The organism is Acidithiobacillus sp. 'AMD consortium' (assembly GCF_008926505.1).
Taxonomy (GTDB): domain Bacteria; phylum Pseudomonadota; class Gammaproteobacteria; order Acidithiobacillales; family Acidithiobacillaceae; genus Acidithiobacillus; species Acidithiobacillus ferridurans.
Window position 1 is genome coordinate 2,469,597 of sequence record NZ_CP044411.1, and the last position, 24,517, is coordinate 2,494,113.

Annotated in this window: 24 protein-coding genes and 1 pseudogene; 18 read left to right on the forward strand and 7 right to left on the reverse strand. The window is 58.1% G+C overall.

The annotated features are described in order from the left end of the window. Nucleotides 1–4: 4 nt before the first annotated feature. Complete coding sequence (locus tag F6A13_RS12945) at nucleotides 5–334, reverse strand: type II toxin-antitoxin system PrlF family antitoxin (protein ID WP_113525968.1); 330 nt, start codon at nucleotides 332–334, stop codon at nucleotides 5–7. A 582-nt stretch (nucleotides 335–916) separates the two neighbouring features. Here F6A13_RS12945 and F6A13_RS12950 point away from each other — a divergent pair. The 15 genes and pseudogenes from F6A13_RS12950 (at nucleotide 917) to F6A13_RS15695 (ending at nucleotide 16,615) form a co-directional block, all read left to right on the forward strand. After that, nucleotides 917–1,558 (forward strand): hypothetical protein, encoded by a 642-nt coding sequence (locus F6A13_RS12950; protein WP_192796469.1) that lies wholly within the window; start codon nucleotides 917–919, stop codon nucleotides 1,556–1,558. Nucleotides 1,559–1,801: 243 nt separating this feature from the next. Beyond that, nucleotides 1,802–1,996: a hypothetical protein gene (locus F6A13_RS15470; protein WP_181710098.1), complete on the forward strand. Its 195-nt coding sequence runs from the start codon at nucleotides 1,802–1,804 to the stop codon at nucleotides 1,994–1,996. A gap of 1,306 nt (nucleotides 1,997–3,302) precedes the next feature. Beyond that, on the forward strand, nucleotides 3,303–3,521 hold the full coding sequence (locus tag F6A13_RS12965; protein WP_113525967.1) for a hypothetical protein: 219 nt from the start codon (nucleotides 3,303–3,305) through the stop codon (nucleotides 3,519–3,521). Nucleotides 3,522–3,572: 51 nt separating this feature from the next. Beyond that, a complete protein-coding gene (locus F6A13_RS12970; RefSeq protein ID WP_113525966.1) occupies nucleotides 3,573–4,610 on the forward strand; it encodes a hypothetical protein in 1,038 nt (345 codons plus the stop codon). After that, the gene (locus F6A13_RS12975; protein ID WP_126604371.1) at nucleotides 4,607–5,767 is read left to right on the forward strand and encodes a polysaccharide biosynthesis/export family protein; all 1,161 of its coding nucleotides are present in this window, start codon (nucleotides 4,607–4,609) and stop codon (nucleotides 5,765–5,767) included. The genes F6A13_RS12970 and F6A13_RS12975 overlap by 4 nt, the downstream gene beginning before the upstream one ends. Before the next feature lie 2 nt (nucleotides 5,768–5,769). After that, nucleotides 5,770–7,965, forward strand: a complete 2,196-nt coding sequence (mdoH, locus tag F6A13_RS12980) for a glucans biosynthesis glucosyltransferase MdoH (protein WP_113525964.1) — start codon at nucleotides 5,770–5,772, stop codon at nucleotides 7,963–7,965. 55 nt (nucleotides 7,966–8,020) lie between these two features. Then, nucleotides 8,021–8,899 (forward strand): UTP--glucose-1-phosphate uridylyltransferase GalU, encoded by an 879-nt coding sequence (galU, locus tag F6A13_RS12985; RefSeq protein ID WP_126604372.1) that lies wholly within the window; start codon nucleotides 8,021–8,023, stop codon nucleotides 8,897–8,899. 192 nt (nucleotides 8,900–9,091) lie between these two features. Beyond that, the gene (locus F6A13_RS12990) at nucleotides 9,092–9,697 is read left to right on the forward strand and encodes a hypothetical protein (RefSeq protein WP_126604373.1); all 606 of its coding nucleotides are present in this window, start codon (nucleotides 9,092–9,094) and stop codon (nucleotides 9,695–9,697) included. A 102-nt stretch (nucleotides 9,698–9,799) separates the two neighbouring features. Then, entirely contained in the window at nucleotides 9,800–10,111 is a 312-nt protein-coding gene (locus tag F6A13_RS12995) for a DUF262 domain-containing protein (RefSeq protein ID WP_181710097.1), read from the forward strand. A gap of 1,780 nt (nucleotides 10,112–11,891) precedes the next feature. Then, nucleotides 11,892–12,140, forward strand: coding sequence for a YMGG-like glycine zipper-containing protein (locus tag F6A13_RS13010; RefSeq protein ID WP_172959324.1), 249 nt, complete (start codon nucleotides 11,892–11,894; stop codon nucleotides 12,138–12,140). A gap of 943 nt (nucleotides 12,141–13,083) precedes the next feature. Further along, a complete protein-coding gene (locus tag F6A13_RS13020) occupies nucleotides 13,084–13,755 on the forward strand; it encodes a hypothetical protein (RefSeq protein ID WP_113525959.1) in 672 nt (223 codons plus the stop codon). A gap of 251 nt (nucleotides 13,756–14,006) precedes the next feature. After that, nucleotides 14,007–14,210, forward strand: coding sequence for a hypothetical protein (locus F6A13_RS13025; RefSeq protein WP_113525958.1), 204 nt, complete (start codon nucleotides 14,007–14,009; stop codon nucleotides 14,208–14,210). Nucleotides 14,211–15,231: 1,021 nt separating this feature from the next. Continuing rightward, nucleotides 15,232–15,510 (forward strand): hypothetical protein, encoded by a 279-nt coding sequence (locus tag F6A13_RS13035; protein WP_126604374.1) that lies wholly within the window; start codon nucleotides 15,232–15,234, stop codon nucleotides 15,508–15,510. Nucleotides 15,511–15,992: 482 nt separating this feature from the next. Next, a pseudogene (locus tag F6A13_RS13040) lies at nucleotides 15,993–16,355 on the forward strand (ArdC-like ssDNA-binding domain-containing protein); the annotation flags it as partial. Nucleotides 16,356–16,543: 188 nt separating this feature from the next. Continuing rightward, on the forward strand, nucleotides 16,544–16,615 hold the full coding sequence (locus tag F6A13_RS15695; RefSeq protein ID WP_232027926.1) for a hypothetical protein: 72 nt from the start codon (nucleotides 16,544–16,546) through the stop codon (nucleotides 16,613–16,615). A gap of 32 nt (nucleotides 16,616–16,647) precedes the next feature. Here F6A13_RS15695 and F6A13_RS13045 read toward each other — a convergent pair whose 3' ends face one another. After that, nucleotides 16,648–16,941, reverse strand: a complete 294-nt coding sequence (locus F6A13_RS13045) for a hypothetical protein (RefSeq protein ID WP_197722477.1) — start codon at nucleotides 16,939–16,941, stop codon at nucleotides 16,648–16,650. Nucleotides 16,942–17,127: 186 nt separating this feature from the next. On the opposite strand from F6A13_RS13045, the gene F6A13_RS13050 reads away from it, so the two are divergent. Beyond that, nucleotides 17,128–17,751, forward strand: a complete 624-nt coding sequence (locus F6A13_RS13050; protein WP_126604375.1) for an NTP transferase domain-containing protein — start codon at nucleotides 17,128–17,130, stop codon at nucleotides 17,749–17,751. Nucleotides 17,752–17,791: 40 nt separating this feature from the next. Here the strand turns inward: F6A13_RS13050 and F6A13_RS13055 are convergent, their stop codons facing one another. Genes F6A13_RS13055 through F6A13_RS13070 form a run of 4 tightly spaced genes read right to left on the reverse strand, consistent with a single transcriptional unit; the run spans nucleotide 17,792 to nucleotide 21,973 of the window. Then, the gene (locus F6A13_RS13055; protein WP_126604376.1) at nucleotides 17,792–18,841 is read right to left on the reverse strand and encodes an FAD binding domain-containing protein; all 1,050 of its coding nucleotides are present in this window, start codon (nucleotides 18,839–18,841) and stop codon (nucleotides 17,792–17,794) included. Further along, nucleotides 18,841–21,189, reverse strand: a complete 2,349-nt coding sequence (locus F6A13_RS13060; protein WP_126604377.1) for a xanthine dehydrogenase family protein molybdopterin-binding subunit — start codon at nucleotides 21,187–21,189, stop codon at nucleotides 18,841–18,843. The genes F6A13_RS13055 and F6A13_RS13060 overlap by 1 nt, the downstream gene beginning before the upstream one ends. Nucleotides 21,190–21,191: 2 nt before the next feature. Beyond that, complete coding sequence (locus F6A13_RS13065; RefSeq protein ID WP_126604378.1) at nucleotides 21,192–21,719, reverse strand: (2Fe-2S)-binding protein; 528 nt, start codon at nucleotides 21,717–21,719, stop codon at nucleotides 21,192–21,194. 5 nt (nucleotides 21,720–21,724) lie between these two features. Further along, nucleotides 21,725–21,973: a hypothetical protein gene (locus F6A13_RS13070; protein WP_126604379.1), complete on the reverse strand. Its 249-nt coding sequence runs from the start codon at nucleotides 21,971–21,973 to the stop codon at nucleotides 21,725–21,727. Between the two features lie 230 nt (nucleotides 21,974–22,203). On the opposite strand from F6A13_RS13070, the gene F6A13_RS13075 reads away from it, so the two are divergent. Further along, nucleotides 22,204–23,148 carry a PDC sensor domain-containing protein gene (locus tag F6A13_RS13075; RefSeq protein ID WP_113525950.1) on the forward strand — a complete coding sequence of 315 codons (945 nt, stop codon included), beginning with the start codon at nucleotides 22,204–22,206 and terminating at the stop codon, nucleotides 23,146–23,148. A 335-nt stretch (nucleotides 23,149–23,483) separates the two neighbouring features. On the opposite strand, the gene F6A13_RS13085 is transcribed toward F6A13_RS13075, so the two are convergent. Further along, the gene (locus F6A13_RS13085) at nucleotides 23,484–23,852 is read right to left on the reverse strand and encodes a DUF167 domain-containing protein (protein ID WP_225981844.1); all 369 of its coding nucleotides are present in this window, start codon (nucleotides 23,850–23,852) and stop codon (nucleotides 23,484–23,486) included. Nucleotides 23,853–24,077: 225 nt separating this feature from the next. Here F6A13_RS13085 and F6A13_RS13090 point away from each other — a divergent pair, with 225 nt between their 5' ends. Continuing rightward, nucleotides 24,078–24,311, forward strand: a complete 234-nt coding sequence (locus tag F6A13_RS13090) for a hypothetical protein (RefSeq protein WP_113525948.1) — start codon at nucleotides 24,078–24,080, stop codon at nucleotides 24,309–24,311. Nucleotides 24,312–24,517: the final 206 nt, after the last annotated feature.

The following is a 24,517-nucleotide window of genomic DNA, read 5'->3' on the forward strand; positions in this document are numbered from 1 at the left end:
GCACTTATTCATCGTCTGCCGACAGGGCGGCATCGAGATCGACATCGACGCCGCCGACCAGCGACTGGAGGCGTTGGACGAGGCCGGCATCCACAGCTTGCAGCCGCTCAGGATGGCGAGTGATATCGGCGGCCAGGAAGCCGAGAAACTGACCGAGCACAGGGTCGTCACCGTCGGATGCTTGGACGCGCGTCAGCACCACCTCTCCGCTGGGGCGAATGGTGTAGTGGATCTTGTCGCGCTTGCCCAGCTTGAGGGCACGACGCACGGTTTCCGGCACCGTGGTCTGGTAGCGATCGGTGAGAGTGGATTCGACTTCGAGGGTCGCGGCCATGGCAGTCTCCTGCGGATTTGGGTTGACGCTTGGATGGTAATGCAGTCGCATTGTCTTGTCAATGCGGTTGCATTACCTCCAGCGGAGCTTGGCTTGAATGGGCGTAAATGGGTGTGGTGTTGGTCGAGGCGTCGGACGCGGGTTTGATTCCCGTTTTGGGAATTGAACTGGCCCCGGAAAGCAGACGAGGTTGAGCAGCCTTTCCGGTCACCAATCAGGGTGAAAATCGCGCTTGATCGTCCACGGCCGATGGCCTTACCGGCAGGCTTGTCGATGGAGTTCGCAATGGTTCGCGCAGCCCGCAGCGCTTCGATTCCGTCCTTTCAATAGTCGTTTGATGCGGGGTACCACCCCACCGCCAAATTCACATCCAGCAGCTTCCTGAAATATACATAACCACAAGAAAATGCGGGGTTTTTCTATATGCAGCTTCCCGTGAATTCCAAGAAAAACCGTTGGCAGCCAACCGCAAGTGATGGTAACTTTGAACCTGAATCCGTGGGCCAACCCCACAAAATCCGTTTCAACAATTTGATTATTATGGGATAATATGGCCATTCGCCGTTCACCTGATGGGTGCGTATGGAACCGGTGCAATTTATCCTTCGTCAGGGCCATGAAACCCTGACTCCACTGGCGGGTTTGGTCTTGGCCGGTAAGGCCATCGCCCGGTTTTCCCGGTTGCGGCAGATCATTGATCCCCATTTTCCCGTCCGCAGCGGCATCCCCAACAGCGATGTGCTCATTGCCTACTGGGGACTGCTGTGTCTGGGCAAGTTCGATTTCGACGCCATTGAGCGCTTTTCGGGAAGACCGGTTCTTTGGCGAAGCCCTGGGCTTACGGGCTATCCCGTCGAGTCCCACCCTGCGCCAGAGACTGGATGCCAAGGCCGAGGCGTTCTGCCCGTATTGGATGAATCCCTGCTGCAACTAGTGAAGCAGTCCAAGGTGCCCGTCACTCCCCAGTCCTGTGGCGGGGTGGCTTTGGACATGGACGTCTTCACTCTGGACAACTCGGATACCCGCAAGGAGGGCATTGGCTGGACCTATGCCGGCTTGTGGGTTATGCCCCCATTGCGGCGTATCTGGGACAGGATGGCTGGTGCATCGGCATGGAACTGCGCGAAGGCACCCAACACAGCGCCGAGGCGATGGATGCCACCCTGGATCGCGTCCTGCCCCCGGGCCCTGCAGTTGACGCAGGCCCCTTGCTGGTGCGCCTGATGCCGGATTCCATGGCAAGGACATCGCCCAGGCCATCGCCCGGTACGACGCCACGTGCCGGTAGACCTCCGGTGCGCCCGTTGCCTTTCTGGTGAAATGGAACCGCCGGGGCCAGGATCTGGAGGCCATCGCACAGCGCCACCGTGCGGAACCGGAGGCGGTCTGGGGATCACCCCGCCCTGGCAAACGCGTGACTGTCTGGGAGGAAGGCGCCGCCGGGTAAAAACCGTCATCCAGGAAATCATGACCCTGGCGGCTCACTGCGTGCGCCATGCCCGCCGCCAGATCCTGTCCTTTCCGGTGCATACCCTGGCCTTTGCTCCTTTCCAACGCCTCTATGCGGTCTGGTCGGCACCCTGCCATCCGGTATGGTTTCCTCACTCCCGCCTTTTCCGGACGCCGCCACTGATAGGAGGCGGACGGCTGCCCTCCCGCTGAAAAACCACCTCAAAATACCCACAAAAACCATCACCAAAGGAGCCCGCACCCTCTTTATCCATCCGCCGGAATGACCTAGCCCTTGGCCTCACGGCCCACTCAGGCCATTTGCTGGCCGCCCGGTTACCAGATCACGGATTCAGGTCCAGGGCATCCTATACCAGCGGTTTGTCGACTGAAAGGGCAGTACATAGTGATCGTGCTCGACGTCAATTATCTTGAACGTGTTCGAGACCCCGAATTCGGCACTTTGAAATGGCGCCATTACGCCGACCATCGGTGGCACCATATTGCCAGCTGGTGACAATTCCAAACTTCAAGCACGAATTGGGCTATACAAAACATTGGCCTGGAAGCCATGGAAGGCTAGTTTACCCTGCTCTCCGGGGGAGCCCGGCCTTCGGCATCCAGCGGCTGGGGCCTCCGCTTACCTTCAAACAGCGTCCCGGCCTGCTCCTGGATGGCTCATTTCCACTGTGCCACCTGAGTCGGGTACACCCCGTGATCTTGGGCTATCTCGTGCGGTCAGGAATGTCTACCGCATGCTCCAGGCGCAGAAACGTTGGAAGCTCCGTCGATCCAGGAATTGAAATCCGGCCTGTTCGTTGGACAATCCATGTAGTCGCTTGCCCACTAGGACCCGCACCATGAACTCGCTGGGGTCAGGCTGACGGCCACCATTTCCTTGCAGGGGAGGGGGCGCAATCTGATCGACCGCATCCGTCAGCCGTTGGATAACCACGACACTGCACGATCTTCCGCAGCGAATCCCCGAACTCCTCGACCTTTCGAGCCCGCAGCTCACCGGCAAAAGATCGTTCTGGATGGCTGTCCTGAGCGCAATCATCCCCGCCCAATCTCCTGTCACTCGAGACCATCCTATTTTACCCGATCAGACCACATCGGCGGAGTTATTCGAGGTGCCCTGCAAAAAGACGTAGCCGTTTTCCCCCAGGCTGGGTATAGAACTCGCAAGCAAAGGCCATCTAACCGAATCTGGGACCTTACCAGATAGTATGGGTATTGCCATCTGTTGCGCTTTGGCGACAAACCGGGGCGGTAGGACGGCATGGGTTCTTTCCATATATGGGAGAAACTGCATAGGTAACCTATGGAAAAATTTTATGGCCTTTCGCTGATATGGCGGATTGGCATGATCCATGCATAAAAATCGCCTGCCTGATGGTGCGTCCGACTACGCGTCTAGAGTAGATCCCGACCGCCCGGCAGAGCCTGAAGCCATTGTGCGAGAAGACTCTCTTGCAGGCGACAGCCACAATACGGAACAGAGGAGATGTCGATAGCCATGGAAACCCGTATGACCTACTGGCGCTCGCTTTTGCGGTGCACACCCAACATGCGGTTGGTTCCAAGCCACACCAACGAGTTGCGCATGGCGCTGCGGGATGCGCTGGGCGAAATAGAGAACCTGCGCGGCCAAGTGGAGCGCGAGAGGCAACGCTATGCCCAACTGGAGGCCAACAGCCGGCCGCTATCCCCATTGAGATGGAGTGGCAGGTATTGATGTGGCTTTGTTCCGCAGATGAATCATAGAAACCGACATGGAGAATTTCCGATGAGTTCCTGGGCGTCCCGTCATAAGCTTTTGATCGGACTTGTGTTCGTACCGAACCTGCTCAATGCGGCCTACTGGGTTGCCCATCCGGATCAATACACCGTCACCACCAACCTGCTGGTGTACCGGAGAAGCTCCGGCACCAGCTTTTCCGGCGTCCTGCAAGGAAACGCCGGCGGGGCCGACAGCGGCGCGGGGCGGGTGCTGGCTTCCCTCCTGAAAGCGGGCAGTACCTGGCGGGCGGTGGATAGCAAACTGGATCTGGCGCGGATCTACCGGTGGGGGCCGTTGTACGGGTATTGCAGCGCCACCAATTTCTGGTCGTGCGGCGCGAAAGGCTTGCTATCTACCTATCGGGACCGGCTGCGTCCCCGCGTGAATCCCAAGAGCGGGGTGCTGTCCGTGCATTCCACCGCCTACACCGCCGCGAACAGCCTGGCCGTCCTGCAACAGGCGACTGCCGTTGCCGAACGGCGCCTTCTGCGCATGCACCAGCAAGAGTCCCTCGCGCAGTTGGCGCAGGCCCAGCGCCTGGTCCAAACCTTGACCGGCAGCCTCGAAACGGCGCAGGAAGCCAGCAATGCGTATCTACAAGCGCAAAAGAGCCTGTTTCCCAGCGCTGAGGACGCGGCCGCGCTTCACCTGATGAACACCCTGGAGACAGAATCAGCGCGGATCGACGCGCAACGCCAGGCGCTCACCAGCGGTGCCCCCCATAGCCCAATGATCGGAAATCTGGACGCCGAAGCCGCGGCGGTCCGCCAGCGTATAGAACGGCTACAGCGGCAAATGCCTCAGATGTCTGCGGTGTTCGGCCACTACACCCTTTTGCAGATGCGGGTCGACTCCTTACGGGAACAGCTGAAGCTGGCCAATGCCGCGTATGTGCAGGCCCAGATCGCGTCCGTTCGTCCCTGGTACACTCTTCATGTGCTAAGTCCCGCGCAAAAGCCGCTTGGCCCTTCCGGGCCGGACCGCAAGGCCTGGATATTCTGGGTTCTAGTCGGCACCCTGCTGCTTTGGAGCATCTTGCGATGAAGACGAAACTCCTCTACTTCCCGCTTCTCGCCGCCGTGCTCGGCGGATGCGCACAGTTCCCCTCCGGCGGCCCGGGAAGTACCACTTTGCTGCACCCTTCAGCGGGCGAGCGCATCCAGACCATAACCCCGGAAAAGGCCGCCGCTGAAGCCAAAAACCTGCGTAATCAGCAGCGGCAAGCCGTAGCCCAAGCAGTCGCTACCCTGCGGGAATACGCCGAAAGGCACCCATACTCCGGGACGCTGCTGGCAGGCGACGTTCTTCAAATTCGGCTCTGGTCCTATTCAGGCCTTAATCTCAGTTCCGCTAACGGAAGCGGATTGATCGCCACCAACCTGAGTCCGGTCACAGTGGACCCACAGGGCCGGATAGATCTGCCATATCTACCGTCTCTCCGGGTTGCGGGAGATACTCCCGCAATAGCCGCACAAGCCATAGCAAGGGCCTACGCCAAGCGACAGACCATGGAGGCACCCCAAGCCCAGGTGCGCGTCGCCCACCAAGCCCAGGGAGTCTGGATTTACGGCGCCGGAAACCGCCATTTCCTGCCGTGGACGCCGCACGGCTGGACGCTGGCACAGGCACTGTCTGGAGTCAGTGGTGGAAACAGCTCCGGATCCGGATGGGCCTCGAGCGCCATGCATCACAGTACCAGTGTCCATGTCGTGGCCCATGGACGGATGCTGGCCAGCCTTCCCATTGCTCAGGCACTCCGCAAGCACATTCCCCTGGTCCCAGGAGAGCGACTGGTGGAGATTAGCGGAGCACCGGTGCGAGTCAGCATTTTGGGATCGGGAATGCGCAAGCCGGACATATACGGTTTTGATGGAAACGTACCGGTCAGTGAGGTCCTGGCCAAGGCCGGCGGCCTGAACGGCAATACGGCCAACTATCGTTATGTTCTCCTTTACCATCCCGAAGCCAACGGCCGAATGGAGTTGGCCGTGTTCCATTGGGATAGTGGCGCCGGATTCCTGGCGTCACAGCGGTATCTGGTCAGGAACAACAGCGTGCTGTATGTCTCCAGCCAACCGATCGTCAAGCTGAACAGGGCACTAAACTTGCTCCTGAATATCGCTCTTCCTGCTCAGGTGTTCAAGGAGGTAGCCACCCAGCCGACGGGCGCCGTTGGTATTCCTGTTCAGACAGGGAATTAGCCATGTTTCGCGAACATAACAGGCACCCGCTACCTGCCGCCATTTGGGATCGCTCATGGAAGGGTGCCTTCCGGCGGCGTTTCATGCGCCCCATAGGCAAGCCCAAGGCGGGAACAGTGCCAAAGGTGCCTTGGGAGCGCTTGCTCCGCCATCGCCGGCGCAGCACTCTGGCCCTGACCGTGGCGACCGTGGCGGCGATACTCCTGCTGGTGGACAACATCCTGCGAGACCAGGCGCTGGCGCCAGTTTGGCAGATGGCATACCTCTCCCTCTACGGGGTCATGTCCTTCTTCATGATCCAGAGTTTCTACAAGATCCTGATCGGCACTTGGCACGTTTCCCGGGGCATCGCCGGCAACCCCTACCACCCTTTGCGGGAACGGCGAGATCCGCCGGGAGGGGAGACGATGGCCCTACTGTTTCCTGTGTACCAGGAGGACGTGGCTCGGGTCCTGGCCGGACTCGTGGCCACCTGGGACGCCATACGCGCCTATCGTCCGGATCTTGCGCCTCGCGCCCATACGTTCCTTCTATCGGACAGCCGGCGCCCGGCCATGGTCGCCCATGAGGCAATGGCGGTGCAGCGGCTCAAGCGGGAACGTCCGGACCTGCCGCTTTTCTACCGGCACCGGTCTATCAACGCCAACCAGAAGATGGGCAACCTGTCGGACTTCTTCCGGCGCTACGGACGGCATTATGCCTATACGCTCGTCATGGATGCCGACTCGATCATGGACGGGGAGGCCTGCATCGAGATGTGGCGAGCCATGGCCGCTCATCACCGCATCGGGATTCTGCAGACCAATCCCCGTCCGGTATTCAGGGAGAGCTTCTTTGGACGCATGTTGCAATTCGCCGCCCATCTTTATGGCTCGGTATTTTCTTATTCACTGATGGTGATGCAAATGGGCCATGCGGGTTATATCGGCCACAACGCCTTAATCCGGACACAGGCATTCATGGACCACTGCGTCCTGCCGAAGCTCCCCGGGCCAAAGCCCTGGGGCGGCAAACCATTAAGCCATGACTTCGTCGAGGCAGCCATGATGTGCCGGGCGGGTTACGAGGTGTGGTTCGTCCCCGAGTTGACAGGCTCGTACGAGGAAGTGCCCGCAAACATAATCGCATTTCTCGTCAGAGAACGGCGCTGGATGCAGGGAAACCTCCAGCATCTGCGGCTGCTGTTCCTCAATGGCATACGAGGGATGCACAGGGAAATCTTCATCAACGGGGCCATGGGGTATGTCACTGCCCCCATATGGTTCGTTTTTCTGCTGGTATCCGCATACACCATGGTGCATTTTTTGAGTGCCGCCAACCTGTCCGTTGGGTCCGTTCAGATGCTGATGGTTCCCATGGGCCTACTGCTGGCGGCAAGCATGGTGTTCCTATTCCTCCCCCGCATCCTGGCCATCCTGACGCATATGAGGTCGCACAAAGCCCCTATGTATGGCGGGCGCATCAAGCTGATATGGTCGGTGCTTGCCGATACAGTACTTTCGTTTTTTTATGCGCCGCTCATGATGATAATGGTCAGCTATTTTCTCTGGGCGTGGGTCAAGCGTCGGACCGTTTCATGGGGGCAGCAGCAACGGGATGACCGTGCCGTTGCATGGAAAGATGCATGGAAATCCTTTCGCGGTGTAATGGTCCTGGGGATCGCAGGATGGGCGGCCTTGCTGGCCCTGGTGCATGGGGCCATCCAGTCCCTGCACGCCATGCTGCTGGAGTCCATAACATACGGTTGGATACAGCCCGGCAGCATGCTGATGTGGTATGCACCGATCCTGGCCGGCTGGGCCCTTAGCGTTTTCTTAGTGCAATGGACCAGCCGAACCTTTCCTACGATCAATCGCATTCGCTGGTTCGCCATCCCTGAGGAGTTGAATCCCCCCAAGGTGCTGCAGGAGGTTCGTACCCTGGAGCAGCAGTTCCGCTCATGGTGGGAGATCCCGGATACGGACGACCCAAAGGAGTATCTGCCGGTGTTCGTGCGCATCTGCAAGGCGCAGCAAGCGGATCTGGTGGAACTGCCGCATCGCCACACCAAGACCGAACTCTACCGCCGTCTGCATGACAAGGCCATGGCCCAGGGCGGGCTTTCCCAGCGGGAATGGATCCTGCTGCTGGGAAGCCAGCAGTTTCGGCATTACCTGTGTTCGGATGCCGGGTCGGAATTCCTGGCGGCGTTGCATTGACCGCTCCGTACACCCCTGCTTCCGTCATCACTCGCTGCAATTTACAGGAGGAAATGTGGATCGTATTCGCAAGGCGGTATTCCCCGTAGCCGGGCTAGGGACCCGGTTTTTGCCCGCCACCAAGGCCAGCCCCAAGGAAATGCTGCCGGTGGTCGACAAGCCGCTGATCCAATATGCCGTCGAGGAGGCTGTTGCGGCCGGCTGCGATCAGTTGATCTTCATTACTGGGCGGAGCAAGCGAGCCATCGCCGACCATTTCGACGTCTCCTACGAGCTGGAAAAGGAGCTTGAGAAGAAGAGCAAGACAGAATTGCTCGAGCAGGTCCGGGCCATTCTGCCTAGACACGTCAAGGCCATCCACCTGCGCCAGCCCCATCCACTAGGCCTGGGCCATGCGGTAGCGATGGCCGCCCCGGTGGTGGGCGACGAGCCTTTTGCCGTGCTCCTCGCTGATGACCTGATGCTTGCCGACAGGCCGGTCCTCGCCCAGATGATGGATCTGCACCAGCGCTATCAGTCCGGCATCCTGGGCGTTGAGGAGATTCCCAGGGAGCACAGTACCCGCTATGGGGTCGTCGAAGTCCGTCCCTGGGATGAATGCGTTTATCAGGTCGAAGGCATCGTCGAAAAGCCCAGCCCTGAAGCAGCCCCATCAAATCTCGGCGTCGTAGGCCGCTACATCCTGCCTGCGCGCATCTTCCACTTTTTGGAAAACGCGCAAATGGGCGCCGGCCAGGAAATCCAGCTGACGGATGCCATCGCTGAGCTGCTTGGCGAACGGCAGATGCTCGCTTATCGCTTTGCCGGCCAGCGCTTCGACTGTGGTGACAAGCTGGGCTATCTCCAGGCGACGCTGACTCTCGCCCGGCGACACCCGGAAGTCGGCCCGGACTTCGAGGAGTATCTACGCGACCTTTGCGGTCAGTTCCGGTAACTCTGGTCTGGAGGGAGAGAGCCCATGCGCACCCAGCGCCTTGCCTCGCCAAGCGATTATCTAGCCATGGCCGTCTCAGAATTTTTCATCCAAAACCAGGACGGTTATGCTGGCGTTTCGGCTCGCCACTCGAGGTCAAAGGCATTCCGGATCCGCCCGTACCAGTCATCGGATCGGGGAAGCATCCGTCGCTTGTGCTGCGATACCGGCTTTTTCGGCAAGCCCATCGACCGTATATTTTGCGACCGCGAGCTCTTCGCCGACCTCCATACCACCCCCTACCTGGATTACGAGCCGGAATGGGCCTTTGTCGCGGAAGCGGATGGTCGTCTGGCAGGCTACCTGCTCGGTTCGGTGCGTCATGACTTCCCCTGGCTGCTTGTCTACGAAGGCTCCCGTACCGCCATGCGAATGTGCTCCCGCAGCCTGAAGGGCAGTTACGACTACCACCCGCGCAGCCGTCTCTATGTACGGTGGCTCTTGACCAGGAGCTTCCGGGAGCGCCCCAGGCACCCTCCGGGAGCCGCCCACATGCACTTCAACGTGGCCGCGGCCTATCGGGGCCGCGGTGTCGGTCTGGCTCTCTGGCGCGCCTTTGAGGCGTCCTTGCAGGCGGCCGACATCCCCCACTATTACGGCGAACTCTTTTCCTGCCCGGGTAGGCGGCCCGAGCTGGCCTACCGGCGCTACGGGCTTCGGATTTATGATCAGGTGGACACCAGCGTTTACACCCCCGAGCTCTCCCGACCTGTCCACCTCGCCTGTGTACACAAGGTTCTCGATGGAAACGACTTATGAACGAACTTCAGCGGATGGCGAGCATTTCGTTCGCTTGGACATCAATCAGTCCGCCATGATCAAGAAGCTATTGCTGATCACCAGTAACCCGCGACTCGATGAGTGGTTTGCTGCTGCATCCAGGTAATTCCAGGGAGAGGAAATAAGTTCAAGCAAAAAGGCCAGATCGAGAGCGCCCAAATTGTCATTGGCGAAGTGTTTTCACGCTTCTGGTTCCGCATCCTGGATTACCAGCGGGCCTACGTCTGGGGCAAGGATGAAATTTCCGAGATGATCGATGATGTGAATTACGCCAGCGAGCACAACCGGGAAGGGCAGTATTTCCTGGGCTCAATGGTACTGCGCAAGGCAACCCATACCACCGATGGGGTGGGATTTGAGGAGTACGAACAGCTGGATGGTCAGCAGCGCTGACACCCAGGCTTTGGCTTGGGACCATGTGCAGAAGCTCAAGGCCGAAGTAAGCAATGCGTCCTGCGATGTACGTTAGAATTACCGATTTGACCAATGATCTGCGCGTTGTTTTGTCCGTCTGAAACCACCGTGGTGATTGCCACGCCACCAGCACGACAGGCACTGTAAATGCAGCTTCAAACCAAGGATCTGAAATCGTACCCACCGTCACACACATCAAAGCCAATGGAAGCGCTCAGCTAGGGCGATCGCTCAAGTAACAAATGAGGCCAATTATGCCAAGCAACCCAAATACGCATACGCTATTATGTGTTACTGGATACGCAAGGATGCCAGGCTGTCCTATGGCCATAGGACTAGCCGTATGTATGATTCAGGAGTTGAGCCAGATATTAACGGCTGGATGCACTGGCAAAGGATGATTCTATGCCTAAAATCTCATCAATAGAGCACAGGGCCTCAAATAAGATACGCGGAATGCTGCGCCTTGGGCTGCGTGCAATGGTTGCTTGTGGCACAGCAATCCTAATCAGCGGCTGCTTGCCGTTGATGGCGGCAAGTGCTGCAGGTAGTGTGGCCTACTATAACATGCCGCATTCTGCCAAGGGCCAATAGCGCAACAGACGGTCTATCGGGCTGAACATTAACATGGCTGTTGGCTGCATAACCCGCCTACATAACATGCATGGCCAGCTTACTACATGACGTTATTGTTGCGATACCCTATTGCCAGCATAAAGGAGCCAAATTGTCATGGAATCAAGCCGGTCGTTCTCATCCCCTGATGATTCTGCAGACTGGCACAACGGCGACAACACAAGCCCTACCAAATCAGCGAGATGAGATGGAGCAACGTACAAATGTAGTCAACTGACTACAGCAGAGATGTGCCGATCAGGGTTAATACCCACTGGAAGCCCGTAAAGAGCCAGAAGTCCTGCCGGGAATGTTTTTTGCTTGTGTACTTTTGGCCTTGGATTTTCGATGGGAGCATTGCCATGAAGCCGTTCCTCCATGCTTCACAGGTGCGACGAAAACCGATGCTATTGGCGGTTGCCGTTATTCTCGTGCTTTCGCCAGTTGCTGGAATCACCTCGGCGCTTGCCGATAACCTTTCCCTGGGTTTGGCAATTCCAGGGCTCAGTGTTTCATTGGGAGGGGCACCTGTTTATTATCCTGTTCCCCCAGCGGCTTATGTTCCACCCCCACAACCCGTGTATTACTATGCAGCCCCGCCACCGCCGCCGGGATTTCCGCCCGTCTACTACGCGGTTCCCACGCCTGTGGCGGGCTATGTATCCGCTCCCTGATAGTGACGCCGGATTTCGTAGGAAGACAGAATGCAAGGGATACAGTATTTTTGGCTAATTGCGGTCACTTTACTATTGAACGGCTGTGCCTCAACCATGGTCGCTCCGTCCCCGATACCGGCACAGACATCCATTACCCATCAGCCAATGCCATCATTGTCCCAACCTCCCACCTCGGTCTTGCCACTTCCCACGGGTCCGATCCAGAAACCCTTGGGATTACAGCGCGATTGCCAGCGGTACCAGGTGCAGGCTCATCGATTGCAACAAAAACTGACAAAACGGCCACACTCTGGTCTTTTGATGGATGACTTTGACCAAATCCAGGCGGTAGTGAAACCGCTATGCGCTGCACCAGGTTCTGGAACGCCATATCCTGTTGCCCAACAAGAAATTCGCCGGGCAATGCGGGACGTGGAACAGCTATCCAGATCCGCTTCTTCATCCACACCCTAAGGAGAAATATCCGCATGTTATCCACGTTCAATTTTAAATATGGCCAGCATAAGTACCGGACAAAGGCCCTGCTGATTGGTATTGGCCTGATCGCTTTGGGCGGTTGTGCCAATATGAGCCCCACCGGGCAACGCGCACTGAGTGGGGGTGCCATTGGTGCTGCTGGCGGTGCGGTGCTCGGTGCCGTCGCTGGCGGCAGTCCGGCAGTAGGAGCCGCTGTAGGTGGTGCGGCGGGAGCGGCGACGGGTGCTTTGATGCACTGAAAGCACCCTTCAATGATGTGGAACACGCCCCATTTTCAGCAACAAATGGGGCGTGTTTTTGCGTAACCAGTTCACAGCAGAGCGATTGGCCTGTAGCTTTTGAACCCTCTTGCGGAACCTCTCATGGAGGGGGCGGTGGTGGGGGCGGACCGGGTTGCTGGTAATAACCACCGGGACCCGCTGGCCCTCCAGGCGGCGGTGGGGGTGGCGGCGGTGGTGCGGGTTGCGCATAATAACCGCCAGGTCCCGGAGGTGGGCCAGGGGGGTAGGCATAACATCCTGCCAACGCCGCCAAAACACCCAAGGCCGCGATACGTAATGCGTGATGCCACACTTTACGGCCTGTCAGGTACTGAATTTCATGCAACATGAGGTTCTCCTTTAAGGGGATCACTTAATCTTCATCGCCTGAATAAGTGAATCACGGATTTCGGTACAGCAAGTGGTCATACCTCCTTTCCGCTTTGCGGTCCTGTTTTTCCGACTTGCGCAGCGCCTTCCAGTAACGATGATCGGCTTTGCGATCCCGTTTGACCAGTCGCCGCTGACTTAAAGCATAGACGGCACCTGTAGTGGTTCCAATATCAAAAGAAATACAATGGGTTCGTTTTGCCTTGTCGGAATCCGATGAGATGATGCCATGATAGGTTGTCGCCAAAGCGCAACAGACGCGCTTGAGAACTGGCCTGCTAGCACCGAGATCCCGTGAAACCCGCAAAGCGATTTCATGAACGGACGGAGCAGGACACTGATTTCATCCAGAAATTCAGCCTGCCGGAACCTTTGGCATAAATTCTGCTGTCTAAAGCTCTGGGCTTGTCAGTGAGATTTCTCATGCTTTCTGTCATAACCCGAATGGCGGTCTGATTGCACGGTATGACTTTAAAAGGCATACCGTCAAACTCAGTCTATTTTTTAAACTAAACAAGGCAGGAGTATTCCGATGATTCAGAAAAAAATATGGTTAACCGCGTTGACTCTCGCAATCACTTTACCGATAGGTGCCGAAGCATCTGTATATGGCGTCATGAATCAAGTCGGTGTTTCCGGCAATGTGCAAGGGGCTACCAATCAGTATGGCAATACCACCGGCGGACTGGGTCTGCGTGCCAGCCTTTACAATGGTGGATTGTTTGGTACAGCTAAGTACCGCCACGAGTTCGGGGCCACCTATCAGGGATATACCGGGGGCAATACCAATACGGTTGGACTCAAATTCGGCTATCTCTTCCATGCCAGCAACATCCTGGCTGTCGGACCTTATGTGGGGTACGAGTATAACCGTTTTGCACAGTCCAACAGCTATTATGACTACCACTCCTCGCTGAGCACCAATGATCTGGGTGGGGGTCTATATGCAGCAACTGCATTGCCGGGTATCAATTTTACCGGATACATCGGGTACCTTGGTGGTATCTCTGAAACCCAGCATGTTTCTGGATTTGCACCGGATACTTTCAACAGCACATCGGACCTACTGCAAATGGGAGTAAACGCATATTATCCGTTGATGGCAAACGTATCCCTCTATGTCGGATTGCACGATGATGACTTTACGCAGCGAGGCGCTCCCAACATACTTCGGGGGGATGTGGGCTTAGGTATGCAATTTTAAGTATCCGCTGACGACATCATCAAATTCATACGTGACACTCAGGGTGGGCTCCACTCTGAGTGTGTTTCAGCCGCACGGCAAGGGACCAATGAGGGTTCTTGTCAGCGCCTACCGAAAAGTAGTGGCAGAACCTGGCTGGAACCTGTTACAGAAGGCGACTAGACTAAAAGCATATTCTCCCAATCAGGGAAGGGTTAATCGCTTTTCTGTTGCCGATGTTGATGATGAAGGGCCACGTAAAGGAGAATGCCATGCAGATTAAAACTACTACAAAACTCCTTCTGTTTGCCTTGGGTGCCATGATTTTATTCGGGCGTATGATGTTTCCTCACAGGGGATATGGCCATTCTGGTTATTATTCCCAGGGGGGCCAGCAAGCATATGGTTATCAGGGCAACCGCCCGCCACCACCGGCCTATGGGTCGGATCCTGGTAATTACGGGTATGGCAATTAACCGCCAGGGTCATAAAACGGATCCGCGGCCCTGTAGTATACTAAATAACCAAGGAGGTTAAAATGTCTCGTAAAGCTATTTTACTCCGCATCTCTCTCGCGCTTGCGGGAGCGGGTTTGTTGTCCAGTTTTGTACCGGCTACGGCCTTTCCCTTTGATATCAGCGTATTGTTGGGAGATATGGGTATCAACATCGGTAATGCTGGATGGCCCCAGCAGTATGCTTACTGGCAGCCGCCCTATGGGTACACCAGTTATTACAGCCAACCGCTCTATGCACAATACATGATGTGGTACTACTATCCGCAATCTTATTATCAGTATTATCCAGCGCCTCCGCCGCCTCTACCTGCGGGTGCGCCTCCGCCTCCGCCACCGCCTCCAGGCGCACCACCACTGCCACCGCCGGGAAATTTTTTCCATTACCTGGGCATGCGGCAGCCACCTCCGCCCCCGCCCGGAGCGAGGCTAACCCGTCCACCGGGTCCACCAGGAGCCAATCGATTTTATCCTGGTGGGCCTGGATTCAGCCCGCAACATGGACCGCAAACCGGTAGGCCAGGACCCATAGGGCCGCAGTTCCAGCATGGACCGGCGGGAGGGCCACCGCAGGGGCCACAATATCGTCCGGGAGGACGGCCACAAGAGGGGGGGCTAGGAAGGCCGGGAGGTCCGGGACCTCAACCAGGCAGACCAGGATTTGGCCCACAACTAGGACTACAACCCGGTAGGCCAGGACCCGGGGGTCCGCAGTTCCAGCATGGACCGGCAGGAGGGCCACCGCAGGGTGGCCCAGGCAGACTCGGAGGTCCGGATCCCCAACAGCGTCCACAAGGCCCTATGGGTGGACCGCCACGTGGAGGTCCAGGCGTTCCTTAAAATGCGTAAAACGAAACGAGCCGCTTATATGGGGCGGCTCGCTCTTGGGTCTTTGCGGAACGTCTTTGCGTCTATGCTATGGCTCTGAGCGATTCAGTGAAGAGCTTTACTTTGCGGGTGGAAAGAATTTTTCCGCCCGGAGTATGGCCGCCGTCAACGACTGCATTGCCGGGAAGATTGGCAAGCGTTTTGACCTGGATATGACGGTCCGGGAACCCAGTGGAGAGGGGTTTCGTGCACAGATGGAGCGATTACTGCCGCAAACACAACATGACAAGGTGTTTGGTAAGGCTGGGTATGAGAAATATTTCGAGAATACTGTCAGTGGATTGCTATACAGTCTGCAGAAGGAGCTGGAATTTGATGCTCAAAAAATCCCGCGGGTGCCGTTAGGGAAGAAAAAATGTGGTCCGGAGTTGTGACACTATTAGCCTGTTTTAGGGGTTGAGAGTGGCGATTATTACGAGAGCACGCGTGGTAAGATCATCAAAGCATCCGGAATCAACCGGCTAAAAGAAGTTTCCCGTGCGCAAGATCGTGGCAACCGTTGGTTTTGCTATCCTCGCCTTGCCTACCTGCGCGGCGGCGCACGGCGTAAACCCCATCCCGCGCGCGCAGATCCGCCTCACTACGACAGCTGGCTACCGTGTGCCTGACACCGAACTGCGCGCCAGCCTTTCGGCGCGGCCCAGCGGATCCGGTCCTCGACGCTTGCCGCCCATGTCAACCGGACGGTGGCATGGGCGGACGCACGGGTTTCGTCGGTACACCGTTTGCAACGGCACGCCGACGGATATGCGGCCGTGCGCACGGAGAACAAAACGGCCCCATGACCCGATAAGGCTGTACCACGATCACCCGATCTATACCTCCCAATCGAAGATTAACTGCGCTGGAGAGTACGATGCCCGTCCCCGCCCCACTCCATTCCGGGAACAACACCGAAAAGAAAGATCCCCGTCTTGAGCTTGCCGATAGGCTGATTGAACAGATCGAGGCAGGAACCGCCTCCTGGCAAAGGCCCTGGGAAGCCGGCGATGTGTTGGCCCCGGTCAATGCAGTCACAGGCAAGCCTTACAGCGGGGTGAACTACCAAAATCTCATGATGTTCTCTCCGGATACGTCCGATCCACGTTGGTGTACCTACAAGCAGGCCCAGGAGCAGGGCTGGCAGGTGCGCAAGGGTGAGCATGGGATCCCCATCGAAAAGTGGTCGCGTTACGAGCACAAGCGCACGGAAGAGGAAATGGGCAGACTCCGGGAACAGGGAGCAGCGGACCCTGAGCCCACAGAAATGCGTCTTGGCGTGCGCTACTACAAGGTGTTTCACGCCTCACAGATCGACGGCATCCCGCCGCTGGAGAGGTCCCCACGTCCCGAGATCCAGGGAACTCCCGATGATCGCCTGCGGAAGCTGGCCGGGCGTTTTATCGTCCGTCGGAAGACCGGGTGCAGATGCCTCTCGTGGAATCTTTCGAGCAGGCTGTGGGTCAGGACACTACCCTCCTGCACGAAGTCTGGAAGTAGTTCTATTCGTGGTTGAAATTTCTTGAATGTGCTCACTGAAACTTCCTGGTCGGCAACGTGGGTATATCGTCTTCGCTCTCCGCTAGGCCCAGCCGGTAATGCCAGAAATTCCACATGCGCGGCGTGAACCATCCCGCTTCGGCATTCTTCAGGGCATCGACCAGTTTTTCTGGCCCAAAGGTGGTTTCCAGTCGGCGGGCATCTTCCCAGTCGCCTAAATTCATAACCTGAGCGATCAGGCGACGTTCATATTGGAGTGCATCGTCAGGCGTCTTCCACCAGATATACTTGGTGAAGTCGCGTAATGCCTGTTGTTGTGCATTCACCACAACATCCCTCCACCAGTCGCCAACCCAAAAGTATTATACTATCTTCCTTTCGCGCAGCAGAGGGTCACTGGGCCTTGGTGGCTATGGCGGGCACGTCTTTATCCTATAATTTCAGGGTGAAAAAGGGGCCGCGGTAAGGCCATGGGCCAGCGCAGAGCCCAGCAGATTGGGGAGAATAAATTCATGCCTGGCCGGTACGTGATCGCGGGTATCCTTCTGGCGGCGGGCGCCAGCCGTCGCTTCGGCTCCCCCAAACTGCTTCAACCCCTTGCCGGCGGGACGCCCATGGCCCTCGCCTCCGCCCGTGCGCTGATGGGGAGCGTGGATCGGGTGATTGCGGTGATCCGTCCCGAGGACAAGGCATTGGCCCGGCTCTTCGCGGATCATGGCGTCCCCGTATTGCCCTGTCCGGAATCGTCGCAGGGCATGGGGCGTAGTATTGCGTGCGGGGTGCGGGCGAGCGCGGAGGCGGACGCGTGGATCATCGCGCTGGCGGATATGCCCTTTATTCAGAAGGGCACCATCCAAGGGGTGGCGGAGTTACTGCGGAACGGTGCGGTCTTGGCCGCTCCCCTTTATGGGGGCAGGCGAGGGCATCCCGTCGGTTTTTCCCGGTCCTTTGGAATTGCCCTATGCGGACTGAAGGGAGATGAAGGGGCGCGGAGCATCGTGGCGCGGCATCTCGACGAGTTACGCCTATACCCGTGCGCGAACCCCGGCGTACATAGGGATATCGATACCCCGAAAGACCTAGCTTTCTGCGAATCTGCGGGCATGGGCCGAGGCACAGCGGAACCGGCTCCATGACAAAGTGAACTTGCCCGTTGATGGATCACTCTTTTCTAGGCTACGGCCGTGGATCCTGCGACAAGGCGGCGGCAGCGAGCACGGCACGGCGTACTAACGTTGCGAGTAAGGGTAGTTTGTAGGCATTCTGCGCTAAGGGTGTTGCCCCCGCCAGCGCCGCTTCTCCCGCCGCCTCCGCCGTTTCCCCGTTGATGGTCGCCCCCGTCAGCAGGGCTTCTGCCTGTCGCGCCCGCCAGGGCGTCGGCGCCGCTGCGCCGAGCACGATACTCGCCTCCCGGCAAAGGCCGGCTGCGTCGAGATCCACGACCACTGCTACGGCCGCAAGGGGCCAATCAAAGGCTTCCCGTTCAGCAACCTGGAAATAAATGGAGTGATTGGTCTGCATCTGGGGCGGCAGCCATACCGCCGTCAGGATCTCCCCGGCCGCAAGAATGTTTTCCCGGTGCATATCTGCTTCGGGCAAAACGAAAAAATCCTCCAGCGGAACCTGCCGCCGCTGTCCTTGCGGGTGGAGAAGTTCCACCTGCGCATGAAAGGCCAGGAGCGCGGTGGCCGGGGTAGAGGGATGGATGATGGCGCAGCCGTGATTGGCAAAAATGGCGTGGTAGCGATTGTCGCCCGCAAAGGCGAAGCAGTGTCCACCGCCCTTGCGCAGGCAGTGATGGGCGGCAGAGCGCAAGTACCAGCAGCGCGGCCGTTGCAGCAGATTCCCGCCCAGCGTGGCGCGGTTGCGGATTTGCGGGCTGGCCGCCATGGCGGCCGCTTGTGCCAACGCGGCATGGCTCTGGTGGAGACCGGGGTGTGCGGCGATCTGAGCCAGGGTAGTCAGCGCCCCGATGCGCAGACTGCCGTCGCTCCCCCGGGAGATGCCCTGCAGTTCCGCCAACTGGCTGACGTCCACCAGACGCAGGGGATTGACCAGGCCCTCCTTCATAAGGTCCAGCATGTCCACCCCGCCGGCTTTCACCAGAATGGCTTGTTGTGCGATCGGCGTATCTTGCAGCGTGAGCATCGCCTCGGCCGTGGTCTGAGTGACGAGGGCTGCGGCTTCCGTCGGCGACCGGGCCTGTTGCCACTGGAAGGCTTCCATCAGCGCGGCCCTCCGCCTGTGGCACCGAGGGCATGGAGTACCTTTGCGGGCGTCATGGGCAAGGACCGCATGCGCACCCCGATGGCGTTGTAGACCGCGTTGGCGATGGCGGCGGCGGTGGCGATGTTGGCCGGTTCGGCAATGCCGTAGGCATCGGTGGCGCTAAATCCCTGGTAATTTTCCAGCAGTATCACCTCGATCTGAGGAGCGTCCCACGCCCCGGTCAATTTGTAATCGACCAGATTGGCATTGAGCATCCAGCCGGTGTTGGTATCCAGGATCCGTTCCTCCAGCAGCGCATAAGAAACGCCCATGAGCACGCCTCCTTGCACCTGACTTTCAATCTGCAAGGGGTTGATGGGACGGCCGCAGTCCTGAACGGCCAGCACTCGTTCCACGCGGATGACGCCTGTCTCCGTATCGACGGCTACTTCGGCGAACTGGACTCCACCCAAGTCGTTCAGTGCCATGGCCGCATCACCCGAGCGGCTGCGGAAACCGGCGTAGTCATCGATCCGCCCGGCAAAGGCGCTGATGCGGTCGGTACGCAGGGCGGCGGCCGCCTCCTGCCAGGAGATGCGCCGCTGCGGCGCATCGCGCAAATGGATCCAGCCGTCTTGCACGGTCAATTGTTGCGGATCCACCTGCCAAGACGAGGCGACGGAGCGGAAAAGGGCCTCTTTGATCTGCCAGGCGGCGGTGCGGGCAGGGGGAGTGATGGAGGCGGTGGTACGACTGCCGTAGGAAGGTGGTCCCGAGGGAAATTCGGTATCCCCGATGCGCACATGGATATCTTCCGGCCGCAGACCCAGCTCCTCGGCCACCACCTGGGCCAGGACCGTACCGACTCCGGTGCCGATGTCCTGCACGCTGGAAAGCACTTCGACCCGGCCATCCCGCCACAGGCGTAGTTCGCAGGCGGCATTGGTCTGAACATTGGCGGACCACAGGGATTGCGCCATGCCCCTACCACGTTTGATAGGCCCCTGATCAGCCCCCAGCGGCTTGCCCTGCGTCCAGCCGATTCTTTCGGCGCCCATGCGGCGTTCCTCCCGGCGAACGGGGCTGGGGTCGATGACATCGCGGAGGGCAAGGGGATCCATGGCAAGTTTTTCCGCCAGTTCATCGATGCCCTGTTCCAGGGCGAAGGCACCCTGGGTGTTGCCGGGACCACGCATGGGGCAAGCGGGACCGGCATGCGTGAAAACATCATACTGCAGGGATTCCACATGGGGGCAACGGTATAACGCGGTGGCCATATTGCCGACGCCGGCGCCGAAGGCGATGCCGGCGCTGCCGTAGGAATGCAGGGAAAGCGCCATCAGGGTGCCGTCGCGGCGGGCCCCGATGCGCAGATGCTGCTCACTGGAGGGGCGGTTGCCGCTATCCATCTGTTCCTCGTCGCGGCGATGGACCAGGCGTACCGGCGCCTTGGCCAGCCGGGAAAGGGCTACCGCCGTGCGCCCGTAAAGTCCAATCTGCGATTTGGAACCGAACCCCCCGCCAACGGCCTCGGCCCGTACGCGGACGCGGGAAAGGGGCAATTGGAAATGGCGGGCCAACTGGGCGCGCACGCCGGCGGTGAATTGGGTGGACATCCAAACGTCGAGACCGTCCTCGTGCCAGGCCGCGACGATGGCATGGGGTTCCAGACAGCAATGGGTCTGGACCTGGGTATGATAGGTTCCGTCTACCACGATCTCGGCGGCGGCGAAACCCGCATCGATGTCGCCGCGGCTGCCTTTGCTCTCGGGTCCCCGGATATTGCCGGTGATGGGGAGATCACCGGCTGCCGCAGGCAGGCCGGCCGATGGACTTTTTTGCCACTCGGAATCCGGGTAAACGATGGGCGCATCCGCCTGTCTGGCCCCATCGAGATCCACAACGAAGGGCAAGGGATCATACTCCACTCGGATCAGGCGCAACGCCGCCTCCGCCAGTGCCGGCGTGTCCGCCGCCAGGGCGGCGATGGGTTGGCCGACATAGCGCAGCACCATGGAGGCGCCATCGGCCGGGGGCTCCACTACGGTCAGGACCGCATGGACGCCGGGCAGCGCAGCGGCTGGGGAAAGATCCAGGGAGCGAATGCGGGCATGGGGCAAAGGCGAGCGCAACACCGCCGCATGGAGCATTCCCGGCTGATGCGCATCCACCGTATAAAGGGCTGCGCCAGTGACTTTGTTCCGCGCATCCCAGCGGCGGATATCCTTGCCGATCTGCGTCAACTCGGCGTTGGGCGCCAGTGGCGGCGGCTCGTCAGCGGGAATCTCCCGTTCCACCGCATCGAGCCCCAGATGGGCGAGGCCGAAGGGGAATTTCTCCCGACGCCGCGGGAATTCGTCATCCATGCTCAATCTCCTTCCGCCTCGGCCAGGGCCAGCATGGCCTGGATCACATGGGGATAGGTTCCGCAGCGGCAGAGATGCCCGCTGATGGCGGTCCGAATCTCCGCTTCGCCTGGGTGGGGGTTCCCTGCCAGCAGGGCGGCGCAACTCATCACCATGCCGGGGGTGCAAAAGCCGCATTGCACCGCGTCGTGGGCGATGAAGGCCTCCTGGACAGGATGCAGTCGCTCGCCCGCGGCCAGCCCTTCGATGGTGGTGACCCGCCGTTCCCCCACCTCGATGGCCAGGATGCTGCAGGAGGCAACCACGAGGTCGTCGAGCCACACGCTGCAGGCCGAGCAGGCCCCCTGATTACAGGCGATTTTCGTGCCCGTGAGGCCCAGAGGCCCGCGCAGGGCTTCGGCAAGGGTGGTGCGCGGTTCGACCAGCAGGGTACGGGCTTCGCCATTGACCCAGAGGACAATGGGCACGGCACCGGGACCAAGGATGGAAGCGGTGGCCGATTTTTCATTCTCCTGCGGATCTTCTTTCATCAGGGTCAGATCTCCCTCTGGAAACGCCCGCGCCCCCGGAAACATGGCGTGGCGAAGATGTCTTCAGTGTAGACGCCCATGGGAGCGTCTTCAAAATCCGAGATCTCCCGCGTGGTGCCGTCGCCGACCCGCTTGAGAATCACCAGCCCACGAAACACGGCCAGCCAACCGACGAGTTGCACAAAATTCTCATCACCATCACCGCCTCGTAACCTGGAGCGACGTGAGAACTGATCGAAAATCTCTTTGACCACAAGATATTCCGTGGCTGAAGAGCACATTGCCCTAAAACGGCGCTGATCCTGCACCATGATAATGCAGGATATACATACCGCCCACGGATACAACACCCTGCTTGTTTCGCTACGCGCTGCCAAATGATCTGCCGCCGCAGCCGCTCTTGATACTTTCTGGCATGATCTCTGCATGATGAGATGCTCGCTGAGTCTGGCGTGTATGGGCGGCATCTGTCAGGAGGGTATCCATGAATCGTTTCGATCATTTTCGCGAACTGCGGGTAGATCTCTCGGCATTATTGGGTGGGGTGGTAGACGCCGTAGCCAGTCCGCACCTGCTCAGGCAGGACCGCAAGGAGCAACGACGCGTCCTGGCGTGTTTAATTGAACGGCATCCTTTTCTGGATCTTTGTTACTTGCTTGACGCCGATGGCAACCAGATTGGCGATAATGTAGCAGCATCCAGGAGGCGGAAAGCACACGGTGGTGATGGCGCAAACCGCAGCCATCGTCCTTATTATCGATTGGCCAGGGAAGCTACCAGCCCTGTGCTCACGGAGCCGTATCTCTCCTCCACCAACGGTCATATTTGCATCACTGCAACCGCACCCGTTCGTGATGAGGCCGGTAAACTGCTGGGCATGGTAGTGGCGGATAGCGAACTGGATCGTACTTTGGCGTTGCTGGAAGAAGATGGCAGCCGACGTAGTTTCGAACCTTATTTTAAATTCATTTACCTGTTGTTCTCCGCCGGATTGCTCACGGTAAGCATGGCACTCGGTCTGCATGCATTGATCGCGCTCGGTTCTGTATGGTCTACAGTAACTACCCCGGATGATTTTAGTGCACCGTTCCAGGCAACGATTCTTTTTACTCTGGCCCTTGCTGTTTTTGATCTGGCAAAGACCATCTTTGAGGAAGAGGTATTGTTACGCAAGGATATTCGCCGTCATAGTACGACACGACGCACTCTGACCCGGTTTATTGCCGCTATTCTGATTGCGGTTTCCATCGAGGGATTGATGCTGGTTTTTAAATTCGCACTCGATGCCCCGCAGCATCTGTGGCTTGCCATTGGATTACTGGTTGCAGCCGCCGCACTTATGGTGGCCCTGGGACTCTATGTCTATTTTGGCGCGCAGGCTGAGGTACTGTTGCTACGCAACAGAGAGCAGCGCCACGATGGACACTAAAATGGTAAAACTTCCGCCGTTACCCGACAACGCAGCCCAGATGATCGACGCACTCCAGGCAAGTCCTGTCCAAACCAGGAGAACATCCAGTAACGTAATCGCCACCCGGTAGCGGCTCCCCCATGCTCCACACCATCAGCGCAGAGAGCACCTACACACCCAGTGCCAGGACAAAGGCGATGGCGAGGAACGTGACAAATCCGGCACGGCTATCAGTAATCCAACGCATCATACGCTCCCCTGTTTTTGCTGATATGCTGATTATGTAGTCGATACCTGGAGAAAGGCAGATCGCCGGCGAGCGACCTTTTGTTGCCCGCTCTGTTCGCCGACCGTCAGTCCAGCAGGGTCGCCTGCACCTGAAACACTGGTGACAGGTGTGTGGGGGCCTTGATCCGTAGCTGTTTGTTGACGTTCATTCGTCCGAATACCACCTCGATGGCCGAAGGGGCAACGCCGAACTCCCCCGCCAGAAACCGGACCATGTGATCGGTAGCGCGGCCATTTTGGGGTTTTGCGGTGACACTGACCTTGAGCTGGTTACCCTTGGGTTTGCCAATCGCATCGCGGGAGGCATTGGGTTTCCCCAAAATATTGACCACCAGAACATCCCCTTCCCACCAAAAAAATTTTTGATCTAGTTCATTGTTTTTATTCATATTTAACCATCCGGTCACAGATCCTGAAAATTTTCCTTCGGACAAGAAAACCCCACGCAGTGAAGATCTTTGGGGCTCACAAAACAGTGACGATATGATAGGACTAAGTTCTACCGATTACCATCGGCGCAAAGAGGGTATTGACTATGCGTTCCGCATAGCAAATGAGCATTACCTTACCTCTGGAGAGGGTTCGATTAAATCCATTGCCATGCCAATCTGCGGAGTCCCGGCGTACTCGTGGTCAATTTTCCGAATAGTGGTTGGCGGATGGATGCCTATATCAGTCGCATTCAGATAAGCTTTGATGATCAGGTCATAGTGGTGGAAGCGGAAGAAGCCGGTAACAAGATACTTGTTTGCATACAAAGGCAACAATTTTTCACTGTTAGCCAAGAAAATAACGGGGAGAGCGAGCGATCCATGAATTCTTTATATGATGTATCCATAAAAAATACGGCGCACAAACTGATTTATAAATTAATCCAGCTATATGCGTTATGATACCATTTTTTACTATTACCACAAATTTTTGGATGACCACCCCCGCTGAGACCAGGTCATCCGCATTCGCAGGTCGAGGATGATTAACCACCAAGTAAAGAACTGGATTGTCGTGCCGCACCCGCTTGTTCAATCCTGTTCTGCACAGAACGGCACATAGGGATATTACTGACAAACATCGTTTCGCGCATTGTGCGTTTCAGTTG

What these genes read in the sequence shown, in the direction of transcription:
- F6A13_RS12945 (WP_113525968.1), bottom strand. Translation starts at nt 334, where the DNA reads ATGGCCGCGACCCTCGAAGTCGAATCCACTCTCACCGATCGCTACCAG.
- F6A13_RS12950 (WP_192796469.1), top strand. Translation starts at nt 917, where the DNA reads ATGGAACCGGTGCAATTTATCCTTCGTCAGGGCCATGAAACCCTGACT.
- F6A13_RS15470 (WP_181710098.1), top strand. Translation starts at nt 1,802, where the DNA reads ATGACCCTGGCGGCTCACTGCGTGCGCCATGCCCGCCGCCAGATCCTG.
- F6A13_RS12965 (WP_113525967.1), top strand. Translation starts at nt 3,303, where the DNA reads ATGGAAACCCGTATGACCTACTGGCGCTCGCTTTTGCGGTGCACACCC.
- F6A13_RS12970 (WP_113525966.1), top strand. Translation starts at nt 3,573, where the DNA reads ATGAGTTCCTGGGCGTCCCGTCATAAGCTTTTGATCGGACTTGTGTTC.
- F6A13_RS12975 (WP_126604371.1), top strand. Translation starts at nt 4,607, where the DNA reads ATGAAGACGAAACTCCTCTACTTCCCGCTTCTCGCCGCCGTGCTCGGC.
- mdoH (WP_113525964.1), top strand. Translation starts at nt 5,770, where the DNA reads ATGTTTCGCGAACATAACAGGCACCCGCTACCTGCCGCCATTTGGGAT.
- F6A13_RS13010 (WP_172959324.1), top strand. Translation starts at nt 11,892, where the DNA reads ATGTTATCCACGTTCAATTTTAAATATGGCCAGCATAAGTACCGGACA.
- F6A13_RS13020 (WP_113525959.1), top strand. Translation starts at nt 13,084, where the DNA reads ATGATTCAGAAAAAAATATGGTTAACCGCGTTGACTCTCGCAATCACT.
- F6A13_RS13025 (WP_113525958.1), top strand. Translation starts at nt 14,007, where the DNA reads ATGCAGATTAAAACTACTACAAAACTCCTTCTGTTTGCCTTGGGTGCC.
- F6A13_RS13035 (WP_126604374.1), top strand. Translation starts at nt 15,232, where the DNA reads ATGGCCGCCGTCAACGACTGCATTGCCGGGAAGATTGGCAAGCGTTTT.
- F6A13_RS13050 (WP_126604375.1), top strand. Translation starts at nt 17,128, where the DNA reads ATGCCTGGCCGGTACGTGATCGCGGGTATCCTTCTGGCGGCGGGCGCC.
- F6A13_RS13055 (WP_126604376.1), bottom strand. Translation starts at nt 18,841, where the DNA reads ATGGAAGCCTTCCAGTGGCAACAGGCCCGGTCGCCGACGGAAGCCGCA.
- F6A13_RS13060 (WP_126604377.1), bottom strand. Translation starts at nt 21,189, where the DNA reads ATGGATGACGAATTCCCGCGGCGTCGGGAGAAATTCCCCTTCGGCCTC.
- F6A13_RS13065 (WP_126604378.1), bottom strand. Translation starts at nt 21,719, where the DNA reads ATGAAAGAAGATCCGCAGGAGAATGAAAAATCGGCCACCGCTTCCATC.
- F6A13_RS13075 (WP_113525950.1), top strand. Translation starts at nt 22,204, where the DNA reads ATGAATCGTTTCGATCATTTTCGCGAACTGCGGGTAGATCTCTCGGCA.
- F6A13_RS13090 (WP_113525948.1), top strand. Translation starts at nt 24,078, where the DNA reads ATGGATGCCTATATCAGTCGCATTCAGATAAGCTTTGATGATCAGGTC.